At 72.2% G+C, this 26208-nt stretch carries 16 protein-coding genes; 8 read left to right on the plus strand and 8 right to left on the minus strand.

Going from position 1 to position 26208, the window contains the following annotated elements; all coding sequences use genetic code 11:
• Positions 1-211: 211 nt before the first annotated feature.
• The 4 genes from ACI78Q_RS15545 (at position 212) to ACI78Q_RS15560 (ending at position 5560) form a co-directional block, all read left to right on the plus strand.
• On the plus strand, positions 212-1150 hold the full coding sequence (locus ACI78Q_RS15545; protein ID WP_456924335.1) for an ABC transporter substrate-binding protein: 939 nt from the start codon (positions 212-214) through the stop codon (positions 1148-1150).
• A gap of 2 nt (positions 1151-1152) precedes the next feature.
• Positions 1153-2040, plus strand: coding sequence for an alpha/beta fold hydrolase (locus ACI78Q_RS15550; RefSeq protein ID WP_456924306.1), 888 nt, complete (start codon positions 1153-1155; stop codon positions 2038-2040).
• Positions 2041-2113: 73 nt separating this feature from the next.
• Complete coding sequence (locus ACI78Q_RS15555) at positions 2114-4048, plus strand: flavin-containing monooxygenase (RefSeq protein WP_456924307.1); 1935 nt, start codon at positions 2114-2116, stop codon at positions 4046-4048.
• Positions 4049-4180: 132 nt separating this feature from the next.
• Positions 4181-5560 carry an MFS transporter gene (locus ACI78Q_RS15560; RefSeq protein WP_456924308.1) on the plus strand — a complete coding sequence of 460 codons (1380 nt, stop codon included), beginning with the start codon at positions 4181-4183 and terminating at the stop codon, positions 5558-5560.
• 394 nt (positions 5561-5954) lie between these two features.
• On the opposite strand, the gene ACI78Q_RS15565 is transcribed toward ACI78Q_RS15560, so the two are convergent.
• From ACI78Q_RS15565 to ACI78Q_RS15590, 6 genes are all read right to left on the minus strand, one after another.
• Complete coding sequence (locus ACI78Q_RS15565) at positions 5955-6602, minus strand: cysteine hydrolase family protein (RefSeq protein ID WP_456924309.1); 648 nt, start codon at positions 6600-6602, stop codon at positions 5955-5957.
• 158 nt (positions 6603-6760) lie between these two features.
• A complete protein-coding gene (locus ACI78Q_RS15570; protein WP_456924310.1) occupies positions 6761-8443 on the minus strand; it encodes a (2,3-dihydroxybenzoyl)adenylate synthase in 1683 nt (560 codons plus the stop codon).
• Positions 8440-10491, minus strand: a complete 2052-nt coding sequence (locus tag ACI78Q_RS15575; protein WP_456924311.1) for an acetate--CoA ligase family protein — start codon at positions 10489-10491, stop codon at positions 8440-8442. The genes ACI78Q_RS15570 and ACI78Q_RS15575 overlap by 4 nt, the downstream gene beginning before the upstream one ends.
• Complete coding sequence (locus ACI78Q_RS15580) at positions 10488-12080, minus strand: FAD-dependent monooxygenase (protein WP_456924312.1); 1593 nt, start codon at positions 12078-12080, stop codon at positions 10488-10490. Before ACI78Q_RS15580 ends, ACI78Q_RS15575 begins: the two co-directional genes overlap by 4 nt.
• A gap of 212 nt (positions 12081-12292) precedes the next feature.
• A complete protein-coding gene (locus ACI78Q_RS15585; RefSeq protein WP_456924313.1) occupies positions 12293-13645 on the minus strand; it encodes an MFS transporter in 1353 nt (450 codons plus the stop codon).
• Between the two features lie 28 nt (positions 13646-13673).
• A complete protein-coding gene (locus ACI78Q_RS15590) occupies positions 13674-17261 on the minus strand; it encodes an indolepyruvate ferredoxin oxidoreductase family protein (protein WP_456924314.1) in 3588 nt (1195 codons plus the stop codon).
• A gap of 361 nt (positions 17262-17622) precedes the next feature.
• On the opposite strand from ACI78Q_RS15590, the gene ACI78Q_RS15595 reads away from it, so the two are divergent.
• The 3 genes from ACI78Q_RS15595 (at position 17623) to ACI78Q_RS15605 (ending at position 21177) form a co-directional block, all read left to right on the plus strand.
• Positions 17623-18411, plus strand: coding sequence for a PaaX family transcriptional regulator (locus ACI78Q_RS15595; RefSeq protein WP_456924315.1), 789 nt, complete (start codon positions 17623-17625; stop codon positions 18409-18411).
• A 438-nt stretch (positions 18412-18849) separates the two neighbouring features.
• The gene (locus ACI78Q_RS15600) at positions 18850-19893 is read left to right on the plus strand and encodes an esterase/lipase family protein (RefSeq protein WP_456924316.1); all 1044 of its coding nucleotides are present in this window, start codon (positions 18850-18852) and stop codon (positions 19891-19893) included.
• Between the two features lie 1101 nt (positions 19894-20994).
• The gene (locus tag ACI78Q_RS15605) at positions 20995-21177 is read left to right on the plus strand and encodes a hypothetical protein (protein ID WP_456924317.1); all 183 of its coding nucleotides are present in this window, start codon (positions 20995-20997) and stop codon (positions 21175-21177) included.
• A 17-nt stretch (positions 21178-21194) separates the two neighbouring features.
• Here the strand turns inward: ACI78Q_RS15605 and ACI78Q_RS15610 are convergent, their stop codons facing one another.
• Positions 21195-21437, minus strand: coding sequence for a hypothetical protein (locus ACI78Q_RS15610; protein ID WP_456924318.1), 243 nt, complete (start codon positions 21435-21437; stop codon positions 21195-21197).
• Positions 21438-21713: 276 nt separating this feature from the next.
• Positions 21714-23423 carry a molybdopterin molybdotransferase MoeA gene (locus tag ACI78Q_RS15615; RefSeq protein WP_456924319.1) on the minus strand — a complete coding sequence of 570 codons (1710 nt, stop codon included), beginning with the start codon at positions 23421-23423 and terminating at the stop codon, positions 21714-21716.
• 552 nt (positions 23424-23975) lie between these two features.
• On the opposite strand from ACI78Q_RS15615, the gene ACI78Q_RS15620 reads away from it, so the two are divergent.
• The gene (locus ACI78Q_RS15620) at positions 23976-26159 is read left to right on the plus strand and encodes a molybdopterin-containing oxidoreductase family protein (RefSeq protein ID WP_456924320.1); all 2184 of its coding nucleotides are present in this window, start codon (positions 23976-23978) and stop codon (positions 26157-26159) included.
• The last annotated feature ends 49 nt before the right edge of the window (positions 26160-26208 follow it).

Raw genomic sequence — 26208 nt, forward strand, 5'->3', positions numbered from 1 at the left:
CGCACTGCCGGCGCTCGGGACGTTCGCGAGCGACCGTCCGGGGGCCCGGCGGAGGCCTCGGGCCCGCGGATCCGGCGGCGGCTCGACCTGCGTCTGGCACTTCCCGGGCGCCCGACATCGGGGCGCCGTGGACGCACCGAACCCGGCCCGCCCGGCCACACATCTTGAGGAGTCGGCAATGCGCAAGGCGCTCACAGTTCTCGGGGCAGCGATGGTCGTGGTGGTGGCCGCGTGCGGCACCGAGGGAGAGTCGGCCCCGACCGGGGAAGGGGGATCCGGGCTGCAGGACGTGACCGTGGGCGTCAGCACGGTCGTCGACGTGGCCCCGGTCTACCTCGGGATCAGCGAGGGGATCTTCGAGGAGCACGGGCTGGAGGTGACCCCCCAGACCACCTCCGGTGGCGGTGCCGCGCTCCTCCCGTTGGTCCTCAACGGCGAGGTGGACTTCGCCTACGGGAACGTGGTCTCGCTGCTGAAGGCACGCGAGGAGGGGCTCGACGTGCGGGCCGTCACCCATGGCAGCTCGTCGCCGGGCCGGCAGGCCGGCACGGGCCTGATCCTGGTCGGCGGGGACAGCCCCGTCCAGGACGCTGCCGACCTCGAGGGCAAGACCGTCGCGGTCAACTCGCTCGCCAGCCTGACCGAGGTCATGGTCCACGCCGCCATCGAGCGGGCCGGCGGTGACCCGGCGAAGGTCACCCTCGTGGAGCTCCCGGTGAGTGACATGATCCCCGCGCTCGAGCGCGGTGAGGTCGACGCCATCACCGAGTACGAGCCCTTCGGGACGATCGCCAAGCAGGCCGGTGCGCGGCCGGTCGCCTACACCTTCGACCTGACGGAGACCGACACCCTCATCGCGTCCTACTTCACCAGCGGGACGCTCGCCGAGCAGGACCCCGAGCTCGTGGAGACCTTCAAGGCCGCCATGAACGAGGCCCTGGACTTCGCGCAGGACCACCCCGAGGCGGTCCGGGAGGCCGTCGACTCCTACATGGACCTCGACCCCGCGGTCACGGCCGAGCTCACCCTGCCCGGCTTCGGGTCGGACCTCGACCAGGACGCGCTCCGGGAGATCGCCGGCATCGCGCGGGAGCGAGGGCTGCTCGAGGAGGACCCCCAGGTCGAGCAGCTGCTGGTCGAGGACCAGTGACGGTGTCCACCACCTGCCAGGACACCGCAGTCCCGGCGCACGTCGAGGAGGGGTGGATCGAGGCCGGCGGGATCACCACGCGCTACCTGGAAGCCGGCTCGCGTGCCGCTGAGCCGGTCGTCCTCCTCCACGACGGGACCTGGGGCGGGGCCAGTTCGGTCACCTGGGCGAACGTCGTCGCCGACCTGGCCGAGGAGTTCCACGTCCTGGCCCCGGACACGCTGGGGTTCGGGGGGACGGACAAGGTCGTCTACGTCGACCGCGCCCAGTACGGGCCCCGCATGCGTCACCTGGCGGCGTTCCTGCGCGCCAAGCAGGTGGAGCGCCCGGCCCACCTCGTGGGGAGTTCCTTCGGTGGGTCGCTCGCGCTGCGCATCCTGGGGGAGCGCTTCCTCGACCTGGCGTCCGTCGTCAGCATCTGTGGCACGGGCGGCCCGTGGCGCACGGCGCTGTCGCGGGCGGAGCTGGGCCGATGGGCCGGCACGGAAGCCGACCTGCGGCGCATCGTCGACCTGCTGATCGATCCGACCGACCGCTACGAGGCGCAGGTCGCCGAGCGGCTGACCTGGGCGTCCGACCCCGGGCACTACCGGGCGCTCGCAGCCGTGTCCGCTCCGGTCCCGGAACCCCTCGTGCGGAACCGTGAGGACGACGGCTGGCCGGGTCGGCTCGCCGGGGCGACGACTCCGGTCCTGCTGGTCCGTGGATCCCGTGATCCCTTGCTGGAGCCGGACTGGCACGAGCGCCTGACCGCGGTCCTGCCGCACGCGCAGGTGCGGACGCTGGACTGCAAGCACGCGCCGCAGATCGACCACCCCCAACTGCTCATGCCGGTGCTCACCGGGTTCCTGCGCTCGTGCCGCCACCCGGGAGCCGGCGCGGGGGGCTAGGTCCAGGCGGCCCTCGATGTGCACGGATCGCCGGCGGCCCGTGCACCACCCACGGAAGGAAGGTGTTGCTTCGATGGCGATCGCGAACAGCAGGGCTGGGCTCGAGGGTGCAGTCGACGTCGAGAGGCTGGCCGAGTACCTGAAGGACGCACACCTGCCGAGCCTCATCCCCGCACTTGCGTTCGCCAGTGGGGACCTGTCCCTGCTGCGTGAGGAGTTCCGACCTGGCTCGGTCTCGGCGGCCGTGGGTCTGGGGGTCGAGGAGGACCTCTCGTGGGAGATCCAGGCCGCGGCCCGGGAGATGTGCGCGGAGGCCATCGTGCGGCTCCGCCAGCAGTCCGGCGCAGCGGCGGACGGACTGAGCGACGCCGACGTCGGCCGGATCATGGAGTACATGGTCGGGCCGGTCCCGGAGGGCTACCTACCGGTCCTGCTCCACCAACTCGGCCACCCCCGGGACGTGAGCGCGCCGACGTGGACCAAGCAGGAGCTCGCCCCCGACCGCCCGTTCCGCGTCGCCGTCATCGGGGCGGGGATGTCCGGTCTGGCGACCGCCCACCGGCTCACGCAGGCCGGCATCCCCTTCGTGGTCTTCGAGCGGCAGTCCGAACTCGGCGGCGTGTGGACGGCGAACGACTATCCCGGATGCCGTCTCGACACGAGCAACTTCGCCTACAGCTACTCCTTCTACCAACAGGGTGACTGGAAGGACAACTACTCCCGGCGAGAGGAGATCTGGGACTACCTGAAGCGCTGCGCCCGAGATCTCGGGCTCGAGGAGAACATCCGGTTCCGCACCGAGGTGGTGTCGGCCCGGTGGGACGACGACACGAGCACGTGGGCGGTCCGGGTCCGCACGGACGGCCGACCGGCGGAGGAACTCCGGTTCCAGGCGGTCATCAGCGCCGTCGGCCAGCTGAGCGAACCCAACATCCCCACCATCGAAGGCCTCGACCGCTTCCAGGGCGCCACCTGGCACACGGCGGAGTGGGACAAGGACGTCGACCTGACCGGGAAACGGGTCGCGGTCGTGGGTACCGGCGCCAGCGCCTTCCAGGTCATCCCGAAGGTCGCCGAGGTGGCCGAGACGGTCACCGTGTTCCAGCGGACGCCCCCCTGGGTGGTGCCCAGCCCGGGGTACAACAGCCCACTGCCCACGGGGCAGGCGTGGTTGTTCGCGAACGTGCCACACTACCACCGGTGGTTCCGCGTCCACCAGTTCTTCACCAGCATCGACAGCCGGCGGCCGTACGCCGTCGTCGATCCGGAGTGGGACCACCCGGTGTCGGTGTCGGCGAAGAACGAGGCGCTCCGGCAGGGACTGCTCGCTCACCTCGAGCGTTCACTCGGGGACCGTCCGGACGTGCTGGCCAAGGTGACGCCCGCCTACCCGCCGTACGCCAAGCGGATGCTGCGGGACGACGGCCTGTGGATGGAGACCCTCAAGCGCGACGACGTCCACATCGTCACCGAGGCCATCGCGCGGGCCAACCCCACCGGTCTCCAGACCGTGGACGGCACCGTTCACGAGGTGGACGTGATCGTCTTCGGCACGGGTTTCCGGGCGTCGGACTTCCTGTCCTCGATCAGCGTGACCGGCCGTGACGGCATCGACCTGCACGAGCAGTGGGGCGGTGACGCGCGCGCCTACTACGGGATCAGCGTGCCCGACTTCCCGAACCTCTTCTGCCTCTACGGGCCCAACACGAACCTGATCGCCAACGGCAGTCTGGTCATGTTCTCCGAGGCGGCGATCGACTACGTCCTGGCGTGCATCCGCATGCTCTTCGATGAGGGGCGGGACGCCATCCAGGTGGACCGGCGCGCGTTCGAGGAGTTCAACGAGCGCATCGATGCCGCCTGCCGCTCGATGGCCTACGGACTGTCGTCGGTGAACAGCTGGTACAAGAACGCGACCGGCCGCGTCTCGCAGAACTGGCCGCTGCACAGTCTCGAGTACTGGAAGGGCACCCACCAGCTCGACCGGGGGGACTTCGAGCTCCTGTAGTCGGTCACAACAGCCGTGGCCGTCCCTACGCACGTGAGGACCCGACGTGAGCATCCCGACCCCCGTGGCCTGTGACGTGGTGCGGCGGACGGCGGCGTGATCCCTGGAGTGGGCCGACGGGCGGAGGGCGCGGTGGGGACGGCCGGCGGAACGGCCGTCCGCGCAACCCCGGACCTCGGTGCGGCGCTGCTCGTCCCGCTGTGCGTCGGCGCAGTGCTGAACCCGGTCAACTCCACGATGATCGCGACCGCGTTGTCGCCGATCGGACGGGAGTTCGGCGTCGGCGCGGCGGCGACGGCGTGGCTGATCTCGGTCATGTACCTGTCCAGCGCGATCGGCCAGCCGGTCGCGGGCCGGCTCGCAGACCAGTTCGGCCCACGGCGGGTGTTCCTCGCCGGCGCCGTGCTCGTCGCGGTCGCCGGAGTCATCGGTGCCCTCGGGCCGACCTTCGGCTGGATCGTGGCCGCCCGTGCCGTCGTCGGCCTCGGTACCGGGGCGCTCTACCCGGCCGCCGTCACCCTGGTGCGGGAGCAGGCCGACCGGTTGGGGATCCAGGTCCCCGCCCGGGCCCTCGGCCTGCTCAACACCACCGGCCTGGTGACCCTCGCGGTCGGCCCCCCGCTCGGCGGGATCCTGGTGGACACGGTCGGGTGGCGTGCGGTGTTCGCCATCAACGTCCCCCTCGGACTCCTCGTGACGGCGCTCGCGCTGAGACACCTGCCGCGGTCGCGCCGGCGGGAGAGGCAGGCCGCCGCGTGGCGGATGCTGGACCTGCCCGGCGTCGCGCTGTTCAGCGGGGCGGTGACCCTGATGCTCCTCGTGCTCACCGAGCTGCCCCGCCCCCGGTGGTGCCTCGCCTCTGGGCTCGCGGTCTGCGTCGTCCTGCTCGTGGTCGTCGAGCTGCGATCCCGTGTCCCGTTCCTCGACGTCCGGATGCTGGGCCGCAACCCGGCGCTGGTCGCGACCTATCTGCGGGTGGCCCTGACGTTCGTCGTCGTCTACGGCGTGCTCTTCGGGTTCACGCCGTGGCTGCAGGAGAGCCGGGGGCTGTCGGCGAGCACGGCCGGGTCCGTCCTCCTCGGCATGTCCGCCGTCGGCGCACTCGTCTCCCTCTTCGGGACACGCGGCTCACGGCCACTGTGGCCGTTGCTCGTCTCTGCCGTGGGACTCCTGGCCGGGAGCCTGGCCATGACGGTCCTGGGCTCCGCCAGCCCGATCGCCGTCCTGGCGTGCGTGGCCGCCGTCTTCGGCCTCCCCAACGGCATGGGGCTGGTCGCCAACCAGGTCGTGGTCTACCGGGTGGCCCCAGCCGCGCAGGTGGGCGCAGCGACCGGGCTCTTCCGCACCGCGCAGTACACCGGGGCGATGGTGGCCACGAGCATCACTGGCCTCGCCTACGCCCGTTCGGTCAGTGACGCCGGGCTGCACGCCATGGGCTGGGTCTTCAGTACCGCCGGTCTGGTGCTCGTGGCCGCCACCGTGGCTGACCGGACCCTCCGCCGCAGCGGGTGACGGCGAGCCGACCGCGTGGTCCCAGCGTGGAGGGCGAGGTCGCTCGCCCGCCGTGAGATCACCAGCCCGCGGTGGGTGAGAGCGGTCGGTGGAACGCAGTCAGCGACGATGCCGGCGACTCGCCGGGCCACGATCGACTCCGTACTCGGGAGTGCCAGACGGGATGCAGGCTGCGCCTGCATCCCGTCCCGGCTGTCCTGTTGGCGTTCGAGGGGGCTGGGCGCCCTTCCCGGCGAGCAGGGCGGTGCGTGCCGCGTGGAAGACGCGTTTCGGTCGTGGTGCGCCGCCGGACAGCCGTTGACCGTGAAGTCCCCGTGTCCCTGTACGGGGTGCACGATGGCGAAGCCGCCGGTCCTTGATCAGCGGCTGGTCCGTCCAGCAACTCCGGCGATCGCTATCCGGCGCTACGCCCCGTCACGAGTCCGCGGAACTCGGCTGCGGTCATCACGTGGGCGGTGGAGAACGCGAGGATGGACAAGGTCGCACGGTGGACGTCGTCGGCCGACAGGGCACCCCAGCCGACGTCCGGGTAGTCGAAGGTGCCCGTGGCGTCGGACAGGAACGCCACCTTGTAGTTGTGGAACATCGCGTCGCGTGCGGTCGCGTGGCAGCAGTTCTCCGTGGTCGTCCCCGAGATGACGACCGAGTCGATGCCCCACTCGCGGAGGATCAGGTCCAGGTCGGTGGCGAAGAAGCCGCTGTAGCGGTGCTTCTTGATCACGTGCTCGCCGGGCGCCGGGGCCAGGGCCGGGAAGATCTCGGAGCCGGGGGTGCCGTCGACGAGGGCGGCCCGCTGGTCGATCGGGGGGTAGAGGTCGTCGTACAGCCCCATGTCCGACCCGTCCTCGCGGTGGACATGGGCCGTGTAGATCACGCGGATCCCGTTGTCCCGGCAGAACGCGAGGGTCTGCGCCAGCTCGTCGGCCATCGCCAGGGCCTGCTTGGACTGCAGGGCGGCTCCTTCGGCGACGAAGTCGTTCTGCATGTCGACGACGATCATCGCCGTCCTGGCGGGGTCGATGTGGTCGAAGGTGTAGGGCACGGGAGCCTCCGGGGTGGTGGGTGGGAGGGAGCGCGGCCGGGCGGGCGAGGTGCTGGAGCCGACCGTCGGGTGTGTCAGTTCTGCTTCGCCCGTTCGGAGTCTGACAGGGATCTGACCACGAGCAAGGGCCCCAGATCCCGGATGTGGCGATCGGCGGCTCAGCCGGAGGCGAGGCGCGCGGCGATGTCCTCTCGCAGCGCCTTCTTGTCGATCTTGCCGACCTTGGTGGTGCGCAGTTCGTCGACGATCTGGAGGTGTTCGGGCCACTTGAAGGTGGCGACACCGGCCCCGGCGAGGGCCTGCCGGATGTCGTCCAGGGTGAGAGTGGTGCCGGGCTTCAGGACGGCGTACAGGCAGACCCGCTCGCCGAGCACGGAGTCCGGCATGGCGACGGCGGCGACGTGGGCCACCTGGGGGAGGAGCTGGTAGGCGAGGTTCTCCACCTCTTCGGCACTGATCTTCTCGCCGCCGCGGTTGATCATGTCCTTGTCCCGGCCCTCGACGACGAGGTTGCCGTCGGGCCGGCGGCGGACGATGTCGCCGCTGCGGTACCAGCCGTCAGGGGTGAACGCCCGGGCATTCTGCTCGGCCGCCCGGAAGTAGCCGCGCGGCGTGTAGGGGCCGCGGGTGAGCAGGGCACCCGGCGTGCCGTCGGGGACGTCGTGGTCCAGTTCGTCGACGACGCGGACCTCGTCGCCGGCGCTCATCGGTCGGCCCTGGGTCGTGCAGATGACGTCCTCGGGGTCGTCGAGGCGGGTGTAGTTGAGCAGCCCCTCTGCCATGCCGAACACCTGCTGCAGCGTGCAGCCGAGGACCGGGCGCACGGTGCGGGCGACCTCGTCGGCCAGCCGGGCGCCGCCGACCTGCAGCAGCTGCAGCGACCGCAGCTGCTCGGAGCCGTTCTCGGTGGCGTGCGCCAGCCAGCGCTGGGCGACGGCCGGGACGGCGGTGGCCACGGTGACGCCCTCGGCCGCGATGGTCGCGAACACACGCTCGGGTTCGGGGGACGGGAGCATCACGACGCGGCCGCCGGTCAGCAGGGTGCCGAGGATCCCGGGGCAGGCCAGCGGGAAGTTGTGCGAGGCCGGCAGGGTGCCGAGGTAGACGGTGTCCGGGCCGAGGCCGCAGAGCTCGGCGCTGGCGCGGGCGTTGTAGGCGTAGTCGTCGTGGGTCCGTGCGATCAACTTGGGCAGACCGGTCGTGCCGCCGGAGAGCAGGAAGACGGCCACCGACCGGCTCGACGGCTGGTCGGCGTCCCACCGCGCGCGGACCGCGGCCGGGTCGTCGGGCTCGGCGCACAGTGCGGTGAGGTCGACGTGGCCTGGGCGCACCGGGGCGCCGACCACCAGGACGTGCTCCAGGGTGTCCGACCCGGTGCGGAGCTCCTCGGCCATCTCGGCGTGGTCGAACCCGCGCAGTGTGCCCGGCACCGCGAGCGCCGCCGACTCGCTGTGTGCGGCCAGGTACCCGAGCTCGTGTTGCCGGTGCGCCGGGAGGGCCATCACCGGCACGATCCCGGCGCGCAGGCAGGCCACGGTGAGGACGACGAACTCCCAGCAGTTGGGCAACTGGACGACGATGCGGTCCTCCCGCTCCAGGCCGAGGTCGTCGACCAGGCGGCCGGCCAGGGCGTCGGCGCGCGCGGCCAGCGATCGGTAGGTCAGCCGGACGTCCCCGTCCACCAGGGCGACCGCGTCGGCGTGTGCGTCGGCGGCGGCGAGCAGCTCCGCGCCCAGAGCGGCCCCGCGCCACCAACCCCTCTGGGTGTAGACGTTCGCGAGGTCGTCCGGCCAGGGGACGACGCCCTCGGCGATCGGGGTGATGGCGCGGGTGCGGGTCATGGACGGGCCTCCTTGCCCAGGGTCAGGACGGCGTCGAGGGCGAGCAGCCCGTCGGCGGTCACGCGCAGCGGGTTGATCTCCACGGCCTCGATCTCGGGGTGGCTGACCAGCAGGTCCCCGAGGGCGGCCAGCGCGGCGCCGAGGGCGGTGCGGTCGGCGACCGGGCCACCGCGGAAGCCGTCCAGCAGGGCGCGGCCGCCGAGCTCGTCGGCCAGCGCCCCGGCGTCCGCGGCACTCAGGGGAGCGGGGGCGATGGCGACGTCGGCGAGCGCCTCGGCCACCACGCCGCCGAGCCCGACGAGCACGATCGGCCCGAAGACGGGGTCGCGAGAGGCCCCCACGATGAGATCGATCCCGGAGGGCGCCATGGACTCGACGAGGAAGCGGCTGACCCCGATGCCCTCCAGCGCGCCGAGGGCGGCGTCGAGCCCGGCGGCGTCCCGGATGCCCAGGTGCACGCCCCCGACGTCGGACTTGTGGGTCACCGTGGCGTCGAGCAACTTGACGGCGAGCGGTCCGGGCAGCTCCGCCAGGGCGCGATGCGCCTCCGCCCGGTCGGCACAGGCCCGCCGGGGCGGCGTGGGGATGCCGAGCTGTCCGAGCAGGGTCTTGGCCTCGTCCTCGTCGAGATCCCGGTTCGGAACGGCCACCGCCACGGGCGCCGGCGAGTTCGCACGGAGCCTGCGGCCCTGCGCGCGGGCGTCGTCGACCAGCGCCGCGACCGCGACGGTCAGCGCGGTGGGGCCGTCGAGGGCGGGCACGCCGAGCTTGCGCAGCGCCTGCCGCTGTGGCGTGACCTGCTCGGGCGGGCCGCCCAGACCGACGACCACGGGCCCGGCGCCGGAGGCCAGGGCACCCTCCACCGCCGCCGGGAGGTCGAGTGCGTCGGGCTCGGAGAGGGCGTAGACGCTCACGAGGTCGACCGCGGGGTCCGCGGCGACCGTGGCCATCACCTGGCCGAAGCCGGGGCCGGGGCGGCCGGTGTCCACGGGGTTGGCCTGGTAGGTGAGCGGCGGCAGCAGCCCACCCACCGCGTTCTGCGTCGCCTGGGCCAGCGGCGGGACCGCGACGCCGCGGCCGCGCAACCCGTCGACGTGCAGCAGGGCGGGCCCGGCCTGTGCGGTGACGACCCCGACCCCGGGGTCGGCCACGGCGGGGAGCCGCAGCGACGAGAGCGCGGTGACCGCGTCCACCAGCTCGCGCTCGTCGTCGACGAGCACGGCGCCGGCCGAGCGGAGCGCGGCACGGGTGGTGCGCCAGGAGGTGGCCAGCGCGCCGGTGTGTGAACGGGCGAACTCGGCGACGTCATTGCGCCCGACGACGAGCGCGGCCACCGGAACCCGTGCGGTCAGGGCCTTCACCGCGGCGATCAGCGCTGGGCCGTCCGCGACGGACTCCACGTGCAGGGCCACCGCCCGCGTGCTCTCGTCGTCGACCAGGTGGGTGAGCACGTCGGCGGCGGTGACGTCGACGGCGTTGCCCAGTCCCACGGCGAGCGAGACGCCGATCTCGGCCTCGGCGAGCAGGAAGGCCAGCGCGTGGTTGACCCCGCCGCTGGCCGCGACCACCGCCACCGGGCCGGCCGGTACCGCGCCGGCGCCGGGCACGAAGGTGGCGGTGAGGGCGCGGGCAGGGACGAGGAACCCGGACGTGTTCGGACCCAACAGCGCGATGCCGTTCTCCCGGGCAGCTGCCACCAGGTCCTCCTGATGGCCGACGCCCGGGCCGCCGGCCTCGGCGTAGCCGCCGGAGCTGACCAGGGCCGCCCGCACGCCGGCCCGGGCCGCGTCGGCCAGGGCCCGTGCGGAGACGGCCGCGGGTACACAGAGCACCGCCAGCTCGATCGGGTCGGGGGAGGCCGCCGCAGCCTCCGCCACGGTGGCGAACCGGCCGGCCGCCGGGTCCACGTCGCGGGAGTTGACCCCCACCACGGTGCCGGGGAAGCGGCTCAGGGAGCGGGCCATCACCGCGCCGAGCTTGCTCGGGTCGCGGGACGCCCCGATGACGGCGATCCCGCGGGGCGCGAACAGCGGGTTCAGACGGCTCACGAGTCGACCTCCTCGACGGGTGCGCTCACCAGGTCGGTGCGGCCGGAGAGCACGGCGGTCACGGCGACATCCGCAGCGAGCCCCGGGTCGACCTCCTCGACCAGCAGGCTCACCGTGTGGTGCTCCAGCCGGGCCGCCTCGCTCAGCAGCCGGCGGGTCAGCGCGGTGCCGCCCCCGACGGCGACCAGGGCGGTTCCGGCGGCCACGCCCTTCGCCACGGCGTCCAGGGCGGCGGGCAACTGGTCCTCGCTGTCCGGGGCGGCCACCCACAGACCCCAGGGGCCGCCGTCGTCGGTGGGTCCCGGCCGCAGGGGGAGGGGGCCACCCGGCAGGTGGGCCGCTCCGCCGCTCACCACGACGACCCGCCCGTCAAGCCGCTGACCGGCGACCTCGAGGGGGCTGTCGAGCGGCTCGGCCTGATGGACCTCGCGCCAGCGGTCGTGGGCCCCGGCGACGAACGCGTCGTCGCGGCGGCGCAGCTTGGACTCGGTGAGGCTGCGGGTGAAGAAGTGGTAGGCGAACTGCCACGCCGGGAGAGCGTCGTGGGAGCGGCCGAAGTGCTCCCACCACGACAGGCTCGGGCGCGCGGAGTCCTGGATCTTCGCGACCTGCGGCTGCCGGATCGTCTCGTAGGTCGCCAGGGCGGCGTCGACGTCGTCCCCGTGCTCGTCGAGCGCGGCCACCAGCGCGACGGCATCCTCCATGGCCATCTTCGTGCCGGAGCCGACCGAGAAGTGCGCGGTGTGGGCGGAGTCGCCCAGCAGCGCGATCGCGGTCCCTCCCACCCGGTGTCGCCAGCGGCGGGCGCGGCGGGTGCGGAAGTTGCCCCACCGGGAGTTGTTGACCAGCAGCGGGTGTCCGTCGATCTGCTCGGCGAACAGCTCCTGCAGGTAGCTACGCGTCTTCTCGTCGCTGGGGCCGGGCGGCTGGGTGACGTCGAACTCGTCCAGGCCGGCGGCGCGCCAGGAGTCCTCGTCGGTCTCGACGATGAACGTGGACACACCGTTGCCGATCGGGTACCCGTGCACCGCGAACACTCCGTGCGGCCCCCGCTCGTGGACGAAGGTCAGCCCGCTGAACGGGTACGTGGTGCCCAGCCAGATGAACTTGGCGGTCGCGGTCTCGGCGGAGGGGCCGAAGACGTCGGCGAACCGGTCCCGCAGGCGGGAGTTGGCGCCGTCGGCGGCGACCACCAGGTCGTAGCCGGACGCCAGGAGCTCGTCGGGTTCGACCTCGGTGGAGAAGCGGACCTCGACGCCGGCCTCGAGGGCGCGCCGCTGCAGCAGGTTGAGCAACGTCTTCCGCTCCACGGCGGCCATGCCGTTGCCGTGGCACAGGAGCCGCTCGCCGTGCAGTCGCACCTCGATCGGGTCCCAGTGCACGCCGTGCTCGGTGAGCGCGTCCCGGACGACCGGATCGGCCGCGTGGATGCTCTCGAGCGTGGCGTCGGAGAACACGACGCCGAAGCCGAAGGTGTCCTCGGCACGGTTGCGCTCGAAGACGGTGACCTCGCGATCAGGCGCGCTCGCCTTCGCGAGAGTGGCGGCGAAGAGCCCTCCGGGGCCGCCTCCCAGTACCGCTATGCGCATCGCGCGTCCCCCTCGGGCACATATATGTCACTCCCGGTGTGGAGCAACGCAAGATTGACACAAGTAGAGTGGCCGGGACAACCCCGCACCGGCGCTTCCGTCCGGGTGCAGGGGCGAGGACGGCGCAGGCCCCGGATCCCACGGCGCGCGGGTGCCCAGCGGTGGGGTACCTCTCGAGGGGCACCCCACCGCTGCGCGCAGGTGCTCCGAGGTCAGTTGCTGACGCCCAACGACTCGCCGTGCGGGGTCGCCGGGACGGGCGCGATCGGCCGGCGGGGCACGGCGACGATGAGCACCGCCCCGAGCACCGCGAAGGCTGCGAACACGTAGAAGTTCCACTCGAACCCCAGCGAGCTGCCGACGACGAGGCCACCGATCACCGGCCCCAGGATGGCGCCGAACCGGCCGATGCCGAGGGACCAGCCGAGTGCGGTCGCGCGGCTGGCGTCGGGGTAGTGGGTGGCCACGAAGCCGTTGACGAGGATCTGGGTGCCGACGCTGCCCAGGCCCGCGACGGCGACGAACAGGAACAGCAGTGCCGTCGGGAGGCTGACCGACAGCAGGAGGATGGAGACGGTGGCGGCGAGGAAGGCGGCCGTGGTGACCGGCTTGGGGCCGATGCGGTCGGCCAGCCGGGAGGCGCCGATCGCGCCGACGATCGCCCCGGCGTTGAGCACGAGGAGGAAGGCCAGGGAACTGCCCAGCGCGTAGCCGGCCTCCCGCATGATCTGCGGCAGCCAGGTGTTCAGGCCGTACACCAGCAGCAGCCCGCAGAAGCTGGCCGCCGCGAACAGCAGCGTGGCGATGACGTAGCGGCGGGTGAAGAGGGTCCGGATGCCGGTCAGCCGGTCGGTCGAGGTGCCGGCCGGCGCGGGGGTCACCGTGACGTCGTCGAGCACCACGCCGTAGCGGTCGGCGAGGGCGCGTGCCTCGTCGTGACGGCCCTTGGCGGTCAGGAAGGCGATCGACTCGGGCAGGTACTTCCAGGCGATGGGGACCACGGTGACCAGCGGCAGGGCGCCGATGGCGTACATGACGCGGAAGTCGGTCTCCGGCAGCAGGGCCAGGCCGATGAGCGCGGCGAAGATGCCGCCGAACGAGTAGCCGCTGTACATCAGGGCGTTGTTGAGCTGCCGGCGTCCCTTGGGGGAGTACTCGACGGTCAGCGCGATCGCGGTGGGCACCACTCCGCCCAGACCGAGCCCGGCGATGAACCGCAGGAGGCCGAACGTCTCGACGTTGGGTGCCAGGGCGGTCAGGCCCATCGCGATCGAGAACCAGCTGATCGAGATGAGCATGATCTTGCGGCGGCCGAGGATGTCGGTGATGGCGCCGACGACGAGGGTGCCGATGAGCATGCCGATGAGGGCGTAGCTGCCGATGGCGCCGGCCTCGGCGGGGGTCACCCCCCACTCCTCGAAGGCGAGGATGGAGGGCACCGTCGTGCCGTACACGACGAGGTCGTAGCCGTCGAAGACGATCGTGACGAAGCAGACGAGCACGACGAACAGCGCGCTGCGCTGACCGACGGCCCGGCCGGTCGGGGTGCTGCTGGACAGGGACATCGACGTCCTCACTCGGGAACGGGGCGGGTCAGGGGCGGGTGGCCGCGACGGGGAGCATCGACAGCCGGGGGCGGGTCAGATCGCCGAGCAGTCGTTCGGCCCGGTCTCGGGCGGCCGCGGCGTTGCCGGCCTTGATGTCCTCGTAGCCGCGGATCTGTTCGGGCAGCCGGGCCAGGGCGAGGACGGTCTCGCGGGTCAGCGGGCGAAGGGCGGCCAGTCCGGTGTCGAGCAGGCCCGTGTACCAGTCGATGAGCGCGCGCTCCTCGACACGGGAGCGCTGCCGGCCGAAGGGGTCGGCCTTGGTGCCGCGCAGCCTCCGGGCGCCGCGCAGGACGCCGAAGGCCGGGACGGCGGCCCACCCTGGGACGGCGACCTTGCGGTCGTACCCGAACCGACGGAGCGCCGGGGGTGCCAGGTGGAAGGTCAGCCGCCGGGCGTCGGTGAACGTGGCGGCGACCTGCTCCCGGAACGCCGCCTGCAGGTGGAGGCGGGCGACCTCGTACTCGTCCTTGTAGGCGAGCACCCGGTGCAGGTTGACCGCAACGGCCTCGGTGAGGTCGGTGGACCCCGGGAAGCTCTCCTGCTCGCGGGCGCGGACGGCCTCGATCCGGTCGAGGTAGCGCTCGGCGTGGCGGGCGTCCTGGTAGCCGATCAGGTCGGCGATCCGCACGGCCAGCAGGCGCCGGACCGGCTCCTCCCAGTCGCCGACGCGGGCCACCAAGGTGTCGTAGTCGGCGTGCCACCGGCTGGGCAGGCCGGTCCGGCGGACCTCGATCTCCTCGTCGGCCGTCGTCGGCGGCGGCTCCATGATGCGGCGGACCCGCTGCGGGTCGGCGATCCACAGCCGCCCGTATCGGAGGGCCTGGGTGTTGGCCGTCACCGCCACCCCGTTGAGCGCGATGGCCTCCTCGATGGCCGCCGCACTCAGCGGCAGCAGTCCGGCCTGGTACGCCGCACCGACGGCGACCAGGTTGGTGACCATGTAGTCGCCGAAGAGGGTCTCCGCGATACGCCGCGCGGGGACCTCCACGGCGTCGGGGCGGCAGACAGCCTCCAGGCGGGTCCGGACGCCGACGCGGTCCACGGTGGCGTGGACGTCGCGGACCATCTCGCCGGTGGGGAACAGGTCGGTGTTGAGCACCAGTGCGGTGCGCTCCGGGGAGCACAGTCGCTGATTGGCGGGGGAGACCGAGCCGACCTCGTCCAGGGCCAGCAGGAGGTCGGCGCGCCCGGCGCCCAGCACGTTGGACGGGGCTGCGTCGTCGGTGTCGTGCAGCAGGAGGGTGGACAGCACCGGGCCCCACTTCTGCGCGGCGCCGGTCTGGTCGTAGGTGCGCACCCGGTGCCCGTCGACGGTGGCGGCGGCCGCCAGCATCGCGTTGAGGGTGAGCACCCCGGTGCCCCCGACGCCCGGTGCCATGAGCCCGAACGGCCCGGAGAGGGCCGGCGGCGCCACCTCGGGCAGCTCCTCGGCGTCCAGCGGGATCAGCGTCGGCTTCCGGTAGCCCGTCCCCTCGGCCGTCCGCACCGTGACGAACGACGGGCAGTCGCCCTTGAGGCAGGCGAGGTCCTGGTTGCAGGAGGACGTGTGGATGTGCGTCTTGGGGCCGAACTCGGTGTCGACCTTCTGCAGTGACATGCAGTTGCTGGCCGCCCCGCAGTCGCCGCAGGCCTCGCAGACGTCGGGGTTGATGACGACGTACTCCTCCGGCGGCGGGGCGATGCCCCGCTTGCGCTGCCGGCGGCGCTCGTTGGCGCAGGTCTCGTCGTAGACCAGCACCGTCACGCCCGGGACGCGCTCGAGCTCCCGGCTGACCTCGACCAGCTCGTGCGCCCGCCGGACCGTGGTCCCGCGGCCCAGCCGCTGCCGGCGGTACCGGCGCGGCTCCTTGGTGACGACGACGCAGGCGGCGACGCCCTCGGCCTCCAGCAGCCGGGTGAGCGCGGGGACCCCCCGCTGGCCGGGGGCGGATTGCGCGCCGGTGTTCGCGACGGCGCCGTTGTAGAGGATCTTGAACGTGATGGTCGTGCCGGTCGCCACCGCCCAGCGGATGTTGAGGTGGCTGGAGTGGTAGAAGGAGCCGTCGCCCACGTGCTGGGTGAGGTGAGGGCGGTCGGTGAACGGCGCCAGGCCGACCCACGGCAGTCCCTCGCCGCCGTACTGGGTCATCGTGTCGATGTGCCGCTCGGGCTGCTCGATGACCGTGCCGAAGCAGCCGCAACCCGGCGCGCCCCAGGCCTGCTGGCCCTCGGCCAGCACGGTGGAGGTGTTGTGCGGGCAGCCGGAGCAGAAGTTGGGCGTGCGCACCGCCGGCACGGGCGCGTCCCGCTCGGTGATGACGGCGAGCTCCTTGAGCCTGGGCGCGTCGGCTGTGCCGGGCAGCACCGGCTGCAACCGGCCGGCCAGCACCGTGGCCACCTGGTCGGCGCCGAAGGCGCCGTGTGAGGGCAGCAGCCGGGCGCCGGTCTCGTCGCGCTTGCCGACGACGCGCAGGGGCCGGCCCAGGGGCTGCACCGCGGCGCGCACCTGGTCCTCGACGACGGGGCGCTTCTCCTCGATGACGACGATCTCCTCGAGGCCGTCGGCGAAGTCGCGGATCGTCTCGGCGTCCAGGGGGCTGACCAGGGACAGCTTGAGCAGTCGCACGCCTGCCCGGCGCAGGTCGTCGTCCCCGATGCCCAGGTCGGTGAGCGCCTGGCGGACGTCGGTCCAGGACTTGCCGGCGGCGACGATCCCGATCGTGTCGGACGGAGTGGACACCTCGACGCGGTCCAGCTGGTTGGCCCGCGCGTACGCCTGGACGGCGACGTGACGCTCCTCGTACAGGTGCCGTTCGTGTTCGATGTTCTTGCCGGGGTAGAAGGAGAAGTCGGTGCGCTTGGCGAAGGGGACACCGTCGATCAGCAGGTCGGGGACGACGGTCTCGACCGGCTGGTCGTAGTCGACGGTCTCCCCGCCGTCGCACAGCGGGTTGGTGAGCTTCAGCGCCACCCAGCACCCGCTGTACCGGCTCATGGCTGCGGCGTGCAGGCCCAGCGAGCGGAACTCCGTGACCGACGCGGGGTAGAGGACGGGGATGCCGGCCGAGGCCAGCGCCGGCTCCTCCTGGTACGGCATGGTGGACGACTTCGCCTCGTGGTCGTCACCGACCAGCAGCACCACCGCGCCGAGGGGTGAGGTGCCGGCGAAGTTGCCGTGCTTGAGGGCGTCGCCACTGCGGTCGACTCCGGGGCCCTTCCCGTACCAGAACGCGGTGACCCCGTCGACCCGGCTGTGCGGGTAGTCCTCGAGCATCTGCGTGCCCATGCAGGCCGTCGCCGCCTGCTCCTCGTTGCCGGCGGGGACGTGCACGATCCCGTGCTCGGCGAGCAGCTCCGCCTCGCGTTCGAGGGCCAGGTCGTACCCGCCCAACGGCGAGCCGGGGTAGCCCGAGATGAAGACCCCGGTGCGCAGTCCGGCTGCACGGTCGCGGCGGGCGACGTCGAGCGGCAGCCGGACCAGCGCCTGCATGCCGGGGACGTAGTGCCGCCCGGAGGTCGCGGTCAGCCGGTCAGCCAGCCGGAGCTTCGTGGCGATGCCTGCGCTGTTGCCGGTCGGCCCACTCTCGGCGGGCACGAGCGAGTCAGGTCGCGACGATGTCACGAGGTCCCCTCCGGTCGACGTCTGTGGTGGGCGCCACTGTGTGTCATCCGTCAGTGCTCCGTCAAGTAGATGACACAAATGATCGCGGCGCGTCATGCCGTCACGGCGCAGCGGGGTGGCCGACGGCCCCAGCCGCAGGTCTCCGCCGCCCGGCTGTTCCGGCAGGAGAGGGAGGCGCGCCCTGCTGCGCTCCCGCGACCGGCCCCGTGTGCCCACATCGAGTGCGTGGCCCTTCACCTCATGGCGCCGAGGCGGTGCGCTGGTCGGACAATGCCCACGAGCGGCGAGATCGGTCGCCGAGTGCACCGATGGGAGCTGGATGAAACCGCGGTCAGTGGTCTTCGACCTGTTCGGGGACCACCTGCGCTACCACGGCGGCGCCGCGCGGACTCAGGCGCTGGTCGACCTGCTGGAGGTGTTCGACGTCGGGGAGCCGACCGCCCGCATCGTCCTCGCCCGCATGCGCAAAGAGGGATGGTTCGGCTCCCACCGCGAGGGACGCCAGGCCGTGTACACCTTGACGGACAAGGCCTGGCGGCTGCTGAACGAGGGGCGCACCAGGATCTTCGAGCGGGCTCACCCGCCGTGGGACGGACAGTGGCGCATGGTCATCTACGCGGTCTCCGAGCAGGATCGAGCCGAGAGGGAGCGGCTGCGCGGCACGCTGTCCTGGTTGGGGTTCGGGCCACTGGCGACGGCGACGTGGATCAGCCCCCACGAGCGACTCGACGAGGTGGAACGTTCACTGCCGGACACGACGGCCAGGCTGGACCTCCTGACCTGCCGGACCCGTGGCCGCGCGACCGATCTGGACATGGTCGAACGCTGCTGGGACCTGAAGGCGCTCGGCCGCGACTACCAGGACTTCGTCACCCGCCTGACGGAGCTGCCGGCGACATCCGAACTGGCCACGCTGTCCGGCCCCGACGCGCTGCGGCTGCGGATCGAGCTGGTGTCCAGCTACCGGCAATTCCCGTTCCGCGACCCCGATCTGCCGGTTGAACTGCTGCCGGAGGACTGGCCTGGCCTCCGGGCGCACGAGCTGTTCGTCGCCGCCCACGAAGCCCTGGCGCAGCCGGCCGACGCCTTCGTGACCACCGTGCTGGGGCGGCACGAGTCCTGAGCCGGCCGCGCCGGGCCCGCGCCGTCGGGCCGGGAGGTGCACCCATCGCAGCGTCCGCCGGCACGGGCCAGGGCGGCGATCTTGTCGGCCCGGGAGGACGTTCGCACAGCGTCGCGAGGACGCCCGGATACCGGGTCGCGGAAGGTGCGCTGACCAGCACCCGCTCATCTGGTTCGCCCCGACCGACCGAGGCGACACCGAGCCATACGGCTGACGGTCTCCAAGGCCGCCCTCCCGGCGAGCCGGTCGGTGTCTCTGAGCGGCCCACTCTGGGACACACGCCCGACCCGTCAATGGCGAGTTCCGGCGCGCTGAGACATCACACTGGGGCGCCGCAGACGTAGGAAGGTCCAAGAGTTGTCTTCAGCCGTTGTCACCCTGGTTCACGGCACCGCCCTTCTCGGACGCAAGCCCACTTGGATCGAACCCTCCGCCGGCATGACGAGCAAATTGGAGAGTGCCTCGATCCCAGTCGAGGTCTTCAAGTGGTCCGGAAGTAATACACACCGCGCCCGCATCACTGCCGGAGAGCAGTTGGCGGCCTTCCTGAACGAGCAACACCGGCGCTTCCCGGCCCGGCTGCAGGTCGTCATCGCTCACAGCCATGGCGGGAACGTGGCGCTCTACGCCGTTCGGCAGCTCCAGAGGGACACCGCGGATGCGCGAGTCCGCGTCATCACACTTGCTACGCCGTTCATCCACGTGAGGGCCCGGGCAGTCCCCGCGACGATGATCCTGGGCTGGTTGACCATCGGCGCGCTGGCCGTCTCCTCATCCATCATGAGCGCACTCGTGGGCGTCTGGCAGGGCTCCGCTCTCGCCTTGTCCATCGGTTCGCTCGTTCTCGCCGCTGTCTTCTTGTTCACCATCTCGCCGGTACTGATGAGTCTGTGGCGGAGCGGCTGGCGATTCAACATCGACAAATTGCCTCACGTCGTCGAACAGGTCAGAGACCAATGGATCAGGGATGTTCAACCCCCCGAAGTCGAGCGAGCAGACGTCCTCGTGATCAGGGCGGCCGGGGACGAGGCGACCGGCATCCTGACCCTCGGGCACTTCATGTCATGGATCACGACCGGGGCGACCGCCGTGGTCAAGGCATGGCTCGTGGCGCTGGCCTTCGCCGCCGCTTGGTTGGGGTGCTACGTCCTAGTTCCCGACATCGAGGCCGCAAGCACGCTGCTGCTCGTTGTCATGTTCTTCTTGGCGCTCCTGTTCGGGATTCCGCTCTTCTTCGGCATGGCGCTGGTCATGCTGGCGTCACTTGCCTTCGGATGGGATGGTCCGTTGCCGAGCTTCTTCGCCTTTCTCTCGACGGAGTCCACTCCTCCCGGACACGTGGAAATCCTCCAACTCCCTCCCTTCGGCGCCGATACCAAGGGTCGCCATGGCTTGGCGCACTCGCGGCTCTTCAACGACCCCACCGTACTGGAGTTCATCTCGACCAATCTCGAGCGATGGGCGATCGAGGGCGCGAATTGAAGCCCTCCGCGTGCAGCCGCGTGCGAATCCGGCGGCATGGTCCCGTCGCCGAGCGGGACGAGACTGCGTTCCGTCGCCTCGTCAGGATGGCTTCCGTCGCGGAGCGCCGAGAACGCCCACGGCAGCGGCGAGATCGCTGCGAAGACCTGGGGCCTGAACGTTGCACATGAGACCGTCATCGGCCGTACGGCGTGTGCTCCATGACGCCTTCTGTCGCAGCTTCTGGTCCACTCGTCGTCGGCACCATCGGTTCGCTGGCCCGCGATGTTCTCCCCCAGGACCGATCCGGGGCACCATCCGCTGGCCGTCCTCGCTCCGGAGCGCATGAACGGCATGAGGTCGTGCCTCGTGTAGGCACTGACACGTCCGAGCGCGGGGAAGTGCTACAGCAACGGATGCAGCAACGCGCGGCGAACGGCGACGGATCGGCGCGGACGGCAGGGAACGCCACAGGCGTGTGAGCTGGGCGAACAGGACGTACACGATCCCGGGTGGACACCACGAACGTGACTGGGGTCAAGGGGTCGCAGGTTCGAATCTCGTCAGCCCGACAGCGAGAAACCGCAGCTCAGGGGCCGTGTCCGGAGAGATCCGGAACGGCCCCTGACCCGTTCCAGGGGGGTGACCACCTCAGAGCCGTTTCCCGGCGAGTCACCGCGGGTCGCGTGACTGTCGCGGGCGTGGTGGGTATGGCCGCGACGTCCACGGAGCCTGCAGGACTCAGACCGGCGGTCCGGCTCCCTTCTCTTCGGCCTCCGAGTTCGGCGGCCGGGAAGAGGACCGCATGAACGCTGGCGAGCGAGTCACCTGGGAGACCTGTCCGAGGTGCGGCCTGTCAGCGGCTGTCAGCTGGCGCGACGGCGCTCTGGTCGCGGTCGACTGTCCGGGTGGCTGCCGGCTGGTCGCCGCGGACTTCTCTCGGCGCGGGGCGAAGGGGCTTCGGTTCCGGCCCCCGGTCGCGCCCCGGCCGACCGTCGATGAGGCCGCGCGGGTGGCTGCTGGTCCGCGCCCGTCCCGGCTGCGGCCGCATCGGTGAGCGCCCTCGTGGTGCAGTGTCCCCGGTGTGCCTCGCCGCGGGTCGACCACGTCTGGCGGACGGACATGGCGCGGCTGGCCATGATCGACCAGTGGAAGTGCCTCGACAGTCAGTGCGGGCACCGCTGGGACACGACGACGACCTACTCGCGGCTCCAGGACGCGGGGGAGTCCGGGCCGGAACCGCCCGACGGCGATGAGGAAGCCCCGCGCCAGTCGAACTCGGCGGTGGTGTCCGATCCCGGCTGAGGCCGGAGGCGACGGGGTCAAGCCGGCCCAGCGATCCGCCGGCACTCCGCGCACCGCGAGATGGCCCAGACGTCCTGCCAGTCCATGTCGGCGACCGCGGTGACCAAGACGCCGCAGGCCGACGCCGCGAGCCCGTCGACGACGGGCCGGGCGACCGCGTGGGCCAACGTCACCGCGCGGCGCAGGTCCCGGCCGTCCCGGAGCGGGTCGCGCTCGACCGACGCGACGTGGGTGCCGGTCACGTACAGGCTTGCCGTCATGCCCCCAGCGTCGGCTCCTTGTATGACGCCGGTGCTACGGCCGCGCAGCGATCCTGCGATGGTCCGCGGGTCGTTGAGCGGGGGAGGCGCAGCCCGGTGAGCGGGATCGCGGTGCCGGCCGAGGCGCTCGCGACCAGGCGGTCCGCGCCGTGGACGGCGACCGCGTCGTGTCGGTACTTCTGATGCCCGCCATCCGCGGGCGCGCCTGGGGGACGAGCGCCGGCGAGTCCAACAGCCCCGGCGGGCCTGCTGGCGAGGATGAGGTGTCGAACGAGGTCAACGTGGAGCGCACGGCGGGCCGTCCACAGCGACCGTGCTGTCGCGCCGGCGCCGGAAGGTCGTCGAGCCCAGGGCGGCGCGGAGCCCCTCGACCGGCCGGCACGAGGCGGACGCCGCAGGAACGACCAGCACCTCGACGAGGTCGGCGGTGCGCGCGACCTCGAGGACGGTGATCGGCCCCAGCCGCCGTGCGTGGGCGGCGGTGGCGCGCTCGTCCGGCCGCCCCTGCAGGAGCGGCAGGGCCAGCGCGGCGGCATGGCAGAGCCCGTCGGCCAGGGCGTCGATCGCGTCGGCCTCGGGACACGTCGCCCAGCTCACCGCTCCGGCCGGCAGCTCCGCGGTGCGCACGTCCACCAAGGCCTCGGTTGCGGCCGATCGCCGTCCCCGCACGACGACGGTGTCCGGCGCGCACGGGGCGCCGGCGGCGGGCACCGCCAGGACGGCGGCCCCGGCGGGGAGCTCTCCGGTGCCGGCGGGGACTCGCAGCACCGCCTCCGCCTGCACGAGCGTGGTCAGCGCGCCGGCGCCGCGGGGCAGGGGGACGGCGACCAGCCGCTCCTCGGCGGTCCGCGGGTGGGGGATGCGGGCGAGCCGGACGCGGACGTGGTCCTCGACGTGCTCCGGTGACCGGAGCGCGACGGCCAGCCGGGCGGGGATCCCGCGCTCCGTGACGGGATCACACTCGCGACCCAGGAGCCGATCCAGCATCGGCCGCACGAAGCAGGCGAAGGCCCGCTCGGCCGATCCCGGATACCCCGGCACGCCGACGACGGGCACGATCCGCTCGCACTCCAGCACCCCGAGGAGGACCGGGTGCCCGGGCCGCATCGCGACGCCGCGCACCGCGACCCGGCCCAGCCGGTCGAGAACTGAACCGGTGTGGTCGTCGCGTCCGGCACTGGAGCCGGCGATCACCAGGACCAGGTCGGCGCGTTCCGCGGCGTGGGCCAGGGCCGCGGTGATCCGGTCGGGATCATCCGGGATGACCGGCAGGGCCAGCGCCGTGCAGCCGGCGTCCTCGGCCAGGCCGGCGAGCATCAGCGAGTTGGTGTCCAGGATCTCGCCGGGGCGCAGCGGAGAGCCGATCGGCCGGATCTCGTCGCCGGTCGGCACGATCGCCACGACCGGGCGGCGGCGCACGCTCACGGTGGTGCGCCCGACCGCCGCGAGCGCCGCCGCGTCCACGGGCCGGATGCGGTGCCCGGCGGGGAGCACGACGGCCCCGGACTCGACGTCCTCGCCGACCCGCCGCACGTGCCGGCCGGGGGAGGGCCACGGGCCGGTCACCACCGCACTCCCGCCGGGCAGGAAGGCGACCTGTTCGCGCATCACGACCGCGTCGCGGCCGCCCGGCACGGGGTCGCCCGTGTCGACGCGGTCGAACTCCCCCGGGGCCAGCTCGACCGGCCCCTCTCGGGGGTCGGGGCCGCTGGTCACCGCGATGCCGTCCATGGCCGCGGCCCGGTAGGCGGGCACCGGGTGCCGGGCGCGCAGCTCGGCGGAGGTGACGCGGTCGCGGGCGGCGCCGACCGGCACCGTCTCGCCGCTGACGGCGGGATGCCAGCCCGCGGACAGGCACGTGCGCACCCAAGCACTGAACGCCGCGGCCACCGGATCGGCCGGGCCGGTGGCCGGCCTGGTGGCCCGGGGTGCGGCGCAGTCGCACGAGGGGTGGTCGTCGAGGGCCCGTGGCTGGGTGGCGGTCACTCGCGGTCCCCGAAGACGGCGTCAGCCCCGGGTGATGCGGAGTCTCTCGAACGGCTCGGTGACCGTGCGGGTGGGGCGGGCTCGCCGCCGGCCGTGAAGGCCTCGTAGTTGTCGGCGGAGACGGCCGAACGCGCGTACTCGAGGGCCTGCGGGGGCGTGGGCATCCGGTGCTCCTGCGGGTCGGGGACCGAGCGGTGTGCACCGGGGAGGAACGGCGGTCGGAATGGCGAGCCGCCCGGTGCAACAGCCGTCAGGGTGCCATTGTCCGGTCGCTGGGTGAACCGCCGCGATGTCGAGGCCGGCCGGTGGCCAGCGCGCTGAGCTGCAACGACATCCTGGCGAAACCGCGCCGCCGCGGCGATTTTCGATTCATCCCCGCACCGTCGGGTGCCGCGGAAAGGGAAACCCAGGGACGTCGTTCCGGCGGCGCGCACATCTTCATTTCTCCGATACACCTCTGAAACGCCGGATCGGCTGGACTGACGACCTCGGACCCTGCCCACGCGCGGGCCGGTGGCCGCCCATCCCGTCTCATCCGTGGAGGTCCTCCCGATGACGCTCGCACCCGACGCCGGCCTGCGCGGCAAGGAACTGACGATCGTCCGAGGCGCGTGCCCGCACGACTGCCCGGATACCTGCGCCATGCTCTACACCGTCGAGGACGGCCGGCTCGTCGACGTCCAAGGCGACCCCAACCACCCGATGACCAAGGGGCGCCTGTGCGTCAAGCTCAAGAACTTCCCCGAGCACCACTACCAGGCCGACCGGCTGACGCACCCCATGCGCCGGGTGGGCCCGAAGGGCGCCGGCGAGTTCGAACCGATCACCTGGGATGACGCGCTCGCCGAGATCAAGCAGCGCTGGACGGCGATCATCGACGAGTACGGCAGCCAGGCGATCATGCCGCACGCCTACCTCGGGCACCAGGGCGTGCTCAACGGCCTGACCTCCGGCGACGCGTTCTTCAACCGGCTCGGGTCGACGGTCGCGGAGAAGACGTACTGCGAGTCGGGTTCCTCGACCGCCTGGCACATGACGGTGGGGGGCACCGGCGGCCTCGACGTGGAGTCGATGGTGCACGCGAAGTACATCGTCGTGTGGGGCATGAACATGACCAGCACGAACATCCACGGCTGGCCGTTCATCCTGCAGGCGCGGAGGGAGAACGGCGCCAAGATCGTCGTCATCGACCCGGTCCGCACCCGCACGGCGAACCAGGCCGACTGGCACATCCCCATCCGGCCCGGGACGGACGGCGCCCTCGCCATGGGGCTGATCCACGAGATCATCGCGCAGGGGCTGACCGACACGGATTACGTCGAGCGGTACACGCTGGGCTACGACGAACTGGCCGAGCGCGCGGCGAGCTATTCGCCGGAGCGCGTCGCGGAGATCACCGGCATCCCCGCCGAGGACATCCGCACGCTGGCCCGCGAGTACGCGACCAGCCAGCCGGCGGCGATCCGCCAGGGGGTGGCGATCGAGCGCAGCCGCGGTGGCGGCCAGGCCATCCGGGCCATCACCTGCCTGCCCGCGCTGGTCGGAGCCTGGCGGCACGTCGGCGGCGGCACGATGGAGATGCCGATCTGGGAGTTCCCCACGCTGTTCGACCGGATCTGCATGCCGCAGTGGATCCCGGAGGGCACCCGGGTGGTCAACGAGCTCGACCTGGGCATGGCGCTGAACGGCGAGATGGCCCTGGACCCGCCGATCAAGTCGTTGTTCGTCTACAACTCCAACCCGGTCTCGCAGGGCCCGGCGCAGACGAAGACGATGCAGGGGCTGATGCGGGAGGACCTCTTCACGGTGGTCAGCGACCACTTCATCACCGACACCGCGCGCTTCGCCGACCTCGTGCTGCCCGCGACCATGCAGGCCGAGCAGCTCGACATCATGGTCACCTGGGGGCACCTCTACATCTCGCTCAACCAGCCGGCCATCGCCCCACCCGGCGAGTGCGTGCCCAACGTCGAGCTGTTCCGGCGGCTGGCCGCCACGATGGGGTTCGACGAGGACTACTGGAAGCGCACCGACGAGGAGATGCTCGTCGACTTCCACGACTGGGACGCCCCGGCGCTGAAGGGCATCACGCTCGAGACGCTGAAGCAGACCGGCTGGGCCCGCCTCGACGTCGGCCTACCGGGCGAGCGGGCGCCGCACGCCGAGGGCAACTTCCCGACCCCGTCGGGCAGGTGCGAGTTCCGGTCGAGCCTCGCCGAGGGCGGCAACTTCGTCGTCCCGGTGTGGCGGTCGATGTACGAGGCCATGCAGCCCGGCGGCTACGTCGACCCGCTACCGGACTACGTGCCGCCCTTCGAGTCGCCGGAGTCCGACCCGGAGCTGGCCGAGCGGTACCCGCTCAACATCGTCTCGCCCAAGCCGCACGCCTTTCTCAACAGTCAGTACGCCAACGCCTCGGACAAGCAGGCCGTGCAGGGCGAGCAGCGCGTGTTCATCCACCCGGCCGACGCCGCCGAGCGCGGCATCGTCGGCGGGGAGACGGTGCGGGTGTTCAACGACCGCGGCAGCTTCACCGGCCCCGCCGTCATCGAGGACACGCTGATGCCCGGGGTGGTCATGGCGAACGTCGGGCACTGGCAGAGCAAGAGTTCCGGCAGCACGGTCAACTCGATCACCGCCGACCGGCACAACATGCTGGGCAACGCGGGGGTGTACTCGGACAACCTCGTGGAGGTCCGGAAGGCCGAGGACGCCCCGGCGTCCGCCGCCCCGTGACCGCGGTGACGCTGCCGTGGCATGGCGCCACCGACGCGGAGCCGGCGCG

It is taken from the genome of Geodermatophilus sp. SYSU D00705, from assembly GCF_054050135.1.